General features: G+C 68.8%; 3 protein-coding genes. All 3 read right to left on the bottom strand.

The features are described from left to right. Positions 1-100: 100 nt before the first annotated feature. Genes istB through istA form a run of 3 tightly spaced genes read right to left on the bottom strand, consistent with a single transcriptional unit; the run spans position 101 to position 2,663 of the window. The gene (istB, locus tag ABZ807_RS33230; RefSeq protein WP_357167101.1) at positions 101-889 is read right to left on the bottom strand and encodes an IS21-like element helper ATPase IstB; all 789 of its coding nucleotides are present in this window, start codon (positions 887-889) and stop codon (positions 101-103) included. Continuing rightward, the gene (locus ABZ807_RS33235) at positions 886-1,185 is read right to left on the bottom strand and encodes a hypothetical protein (protein WP_357167104.1); all 300 of its coding nucleotides are present in this window, start codon (positions 1,183-1,185) and stop codon (positions 886-888) included. Before ABZ807_RS33235 ends, istB begins: the two co-directional genes overlap by 4 nt. Continuing rightward, positions 1,182-2,663: an IS21 family transposase gene (gene istA / locus ABZ807_RS33240; protein WP_357167107.1), complete on the bottom strand. Its 1,482-nt coding sequence runs from the start codon at positions 2,661-2,663 to the stop codon at positions 1,182-1,184. Before istA ends, ABZ807_RS33235 begins: the two co-directional genes overlap by 4 nt. Between the last annotated feature and the right edge of the window lie 198 nt (positions 2,664-2,861).

Consider the following 2,861-nt stretch of genomic DNA (forward strand, 5'->3'; position numbering starts at 1 on the left):
TGTCAAGGGTCAGGACGAAGTCCTGTCCGATGGCCTTGGGTTCTCCTTGTGGGCGGACAGCAGAAATCCATGCTGGTGGCCAGGTGATCTCCTGGTTGGGCTAGGTCAAGGCCTGCACCCCCTTGCCGGCGAGGGCTTGCTGCAGACGGTGGGAGTCGCCCTGGGTGGTGATCAGGTGGGCGTGGTGCAGCAGCCGGTCCACCGTCGCGGTGGCCAGGGTCTTGGGCATGAGGGTGTCGAAGCCGGACGGGTGGATGTTGCTGGTCACGGCGATTGAGCGCCGTTCGTAGGCGGCGTCGACGATGCGGTAGAACGCTTCGGCGGCGTCTTGCCCGGCGGGCAGCATGCCGATGTCATCAACCACGATCAGGTCTGCGCGGCAGATCCGGGCGACGGTGCGGGCTGTGGAGCCGTCGGCTTTTGCCCGGCTGATCGTGCCGGTCAGTGTTTCGAGGGTGAACCAGGCAACGCGCAGGTCCGCCTCGATCGCCTTGTGGGCGAGGGCTTCGACGAAGTGTGATTTTCCGGTGCCGGACGGGCCGGACACGGCGAGGTTCTCGGCCCGGCTGATCCATTCCAGAGTTGCCAGGGCCTGTTGGGTGGCCGCCGAGATTGATGACTCGTCGGGTCGCCAGGTGGCCAGGGTCTTGCCGGTGGGGAAGTTCGCGGTCTTGCGGCGTAGTCGGCGGGTCGCGGCGTCACGACCGATGACCTCTTCGTTGATCAGCACCCGCAGGACTTCGGCGGGGTCCCAGCGTTGGGTTTTGGCGGTGGCGATGACGTCGGGCGCGGCCGCGCGCAGGTAGGGCAGCCGCATCCGGCGCAGGAGTTTGTCCAGGTCGTCGGGCAGGGCAGGTGCCGGGCGGGATGTCGGGGTGGGGCGGGTCATCGGGTGGTGGCCTTTCTGAGCCGGCGGTGCAGGGTTAGGGCGTTGTGTTCGACGAGACTGGCCAGGCCGGCCGCGGCGAGGTGGCCATGGCCGCTGCCGTCGAGGAAGCCGGCCAGATCCGCTTGCGTGTCGTGATCGGCGTGACGCAGCCAGTCCTCGATCAGGTCGAGCAGCCGGGCCAGGTCGGCAGCCTCGTCGGGGTCAAGGACCACGCCCTTGAGGCCCGGTTTCATTTTTGAAACCGTCTGGTCGACCAGGCTGGTCGGTGCCGGGGTGGCCGGGGGTGTGCAGGTCATCGGCCGAACCTTTCCCAGGAGCCCGTGCCGGGCTGCACCGAGTAGGTTTCGTCGACGCGGACCAGGTCACCGGGCTCGCCTCGGGTGGTCAGGTGGTCCAGGATCGCGCCGAGATCCGCGTCGTCGAACCGGCCGGCCGCCGCGGCCAGGCCCAACGCCTGGTCGACGCGGGCCGCGTCGAGGATGGTGGCGAACTCGACCGCGCGGGCCATCTTCGCCCGCACCCGGCTGGTGCCGGTCGCGGCGGCCTCGACCAGCCACGCATGAGCGCCGTCACCGATGGCCAGGAAGTCGGCCTCGGCCTTGCTGCGGGCCCGCGGCCTCGGCGGACGCGGATGGTTCCCGCCCGGATGGTGCGGGTAGTGCTCATCGAGGATCCGCGGATTGCCCGGGGTGGACCGGGGGTGCCGGGCGATCTCGGCGGTACCGGTCGCGGTCATCGCGACGATGACCAGTTCCTCACCAACGGTCCGGCACCACACCCGGGAACCGACGTGCCCCGGCGGCGTCGAGTAACGCACCGACCCGACCCGCACCGTCTGATCATCATTGACCAGACGCTCGTCACCCAAAGCGGCGGTGTGCGGGTCCGCCGGCAGCACGTGCAGGTGACCGCGTTCGACCGCGAGCCGGTCGACCGGCGCGGCACCGGTCTCGCGATGGACGCGGGCGTTGATGTGCTCGCACCACGCCTGGCACGCCGCGACCAGCTCAGCGAACGTGCTGTAAGCGCCGCGCAGGTTCGTCTCGGTCGGCACCAGATCAGCCTTCGCGACCCGGACGGTGGCCTCGACGCCGCCCTTGGACTCCGGGTCGAACGGCTCACACGAGTGCACCGTCGCCCCGTAGTGCCGGCCCGCCGCGACGACCGTCGGATGCCGCACCGCGACGCCGGCGACGTGCTCGACGGTGACCGTCTTCGCGTTGTCGCCCAGCAGATACGCCGGCACACCCCCGACCTGGCGCAGCGTCGCGTCCAGACAGGCGATCAAGCTACCCATCGTCTGGTCGAAGACCGGGATCACCACCCGAAACCGCGACCAGGCCAGCCACGCGCAGAACAGATACGTCTTACGGCCGTCGATCCGTGGCCCGTCACCCCAGTCGAACTGCAGCCACAACCCGGGCTCGGCCACCCACGGCCGATACGTGCGCCGCCGCCCAGCCCGCCACGCGATCTTCGCCTCCCGCACCGCCCGCCGCGTCGTGCGTTCCGTGCCGGTGAACCCCATCGCGACCAAGCGTTCGTGCACCTTGTCCGCGCGGATCTTCGCCTTCGACACGTCGACGAGCTCTTCCACCTTCGGCAGAAACGCGTCGATCAGCTTCGGCCTCGCCGCCGTGCGCACCAGAAGCGGATCCCCGCCCCCGGCATCCCGCAACGCCACATACCGGCGCACCGTCTTCGGATCACACCCGGCCAGCTGCGCCGCGGAATGCGCACAACGAGTCGCGTCGTACGACTCCAAGATTTCCATGATCTCCCTGTCAGACTTGGTCACGGTCTCTCCGGTCCGGGTCGGCTGCAAAGGTCAGCAACCAGCAGCCAACCGGCCGGAGAGATCCACTTTCACGTGGCCGAGACGGAGATCACCTGACCGCCCAACAGGATTTCTGCTGTCCGCGAGCAGGGACTCAACTGTCCGCCAACAAGGATTTTCCAGCGTCCGCTAGCA

This window comes from Micromonospora sp. NPDC047548, assembly GCF_040642975.1.
In the GTDB taxonomy this organism is placed as follows: Bacteria; Actinomycetota; Actinomycetes; order Mycobacteriales; family Micromonosporaceae; genus Micromonospora.

Bases quoted from the DNA above. Each gene is read 5' to 3' on its own strand.
- istA (WP_357167107.1), bottom strand. From the start codon at position 2,663: ATGGAAATCTTGGAGTCGTACGACGCGACTCGTTGTGCGCATTCCGCG.
- ABZ807_RS33235 (WP_357167104.1), bottom strand. From the start codon at position 1,185: ATGACCTGCACACCCCCGGCCACCCCGGCACCGACCAGCCTGGTCGAC.
- istB (WP_357167101.1), bottom strand. From the start codon at position 889: ATGACCCGCCCCACCCCGACATCCCGCCCGGCACCTGCCCTGCCCGAC.